Consider the following 447-nt stretch of genomic DNA (forward strand, 5'->3'; position numbering starts at 1 on the left):
CCCTGCTCGCGGCCCAGACCTCCCGCACCTTCAGGGCGGCCACGTCGCTCTCGGGCTCTCCCGACCAGAAGGGCTTCATCGTCGGGCGTGAGGACATCGTCCCCTTCGCCGTGACGAATGCGCGCGAAATCACGATGCGCTCCCCGGGGGCCTTCGCCACCAGCTTCAAGTGCCCCACCCGGCTCTTCTTCGGCAGCGAGGAGCCCTACTTCAGCGCCGAGTCCCTCAAGACGGCCGAACGCGCGCGGAAGGCCGGGCTGGACGTGCAGGCCCACACGGTGCCCGGCGACCACTTCAGCGCGGTGCCGGAAGCGCTCCAGCAGAGCATCGCGTTCTTCCGCTCCAACTAGTGAACGGGGCGCGCAACGGCTCCGGATGCGTCGTCCTTCACGGGCGTGAAGAGCAGGTCCTGGAAGTCGTAGCTGAAGTCCGCCATCGGCGACACGG

Annotated in this window: 1 protein-coding gene; it reads left to right on the top strand. The window is 68.5% G+C overall.

The genetic code is table 11. From position 1 onward, the window contains the following. On the top strand, window positions 1–350 hold a 350-nt coding region (locus D7Y04_RS44795; protein WP_199749831.1), incomplete at its 5' end, for a hypothetical protein. Between the last annotated feature and the right edge of the window lie 97 nt (window positions 351–447).

Source organism: Corallococcus sp. AB038B, assembly GCF_003668955.1.
Classification (GTDB): Bacteria; Myxococcota; Myxococcia; order Myxococcales; family Myxococcaceae; genus Corallococcus; species Corallococcus exiguus.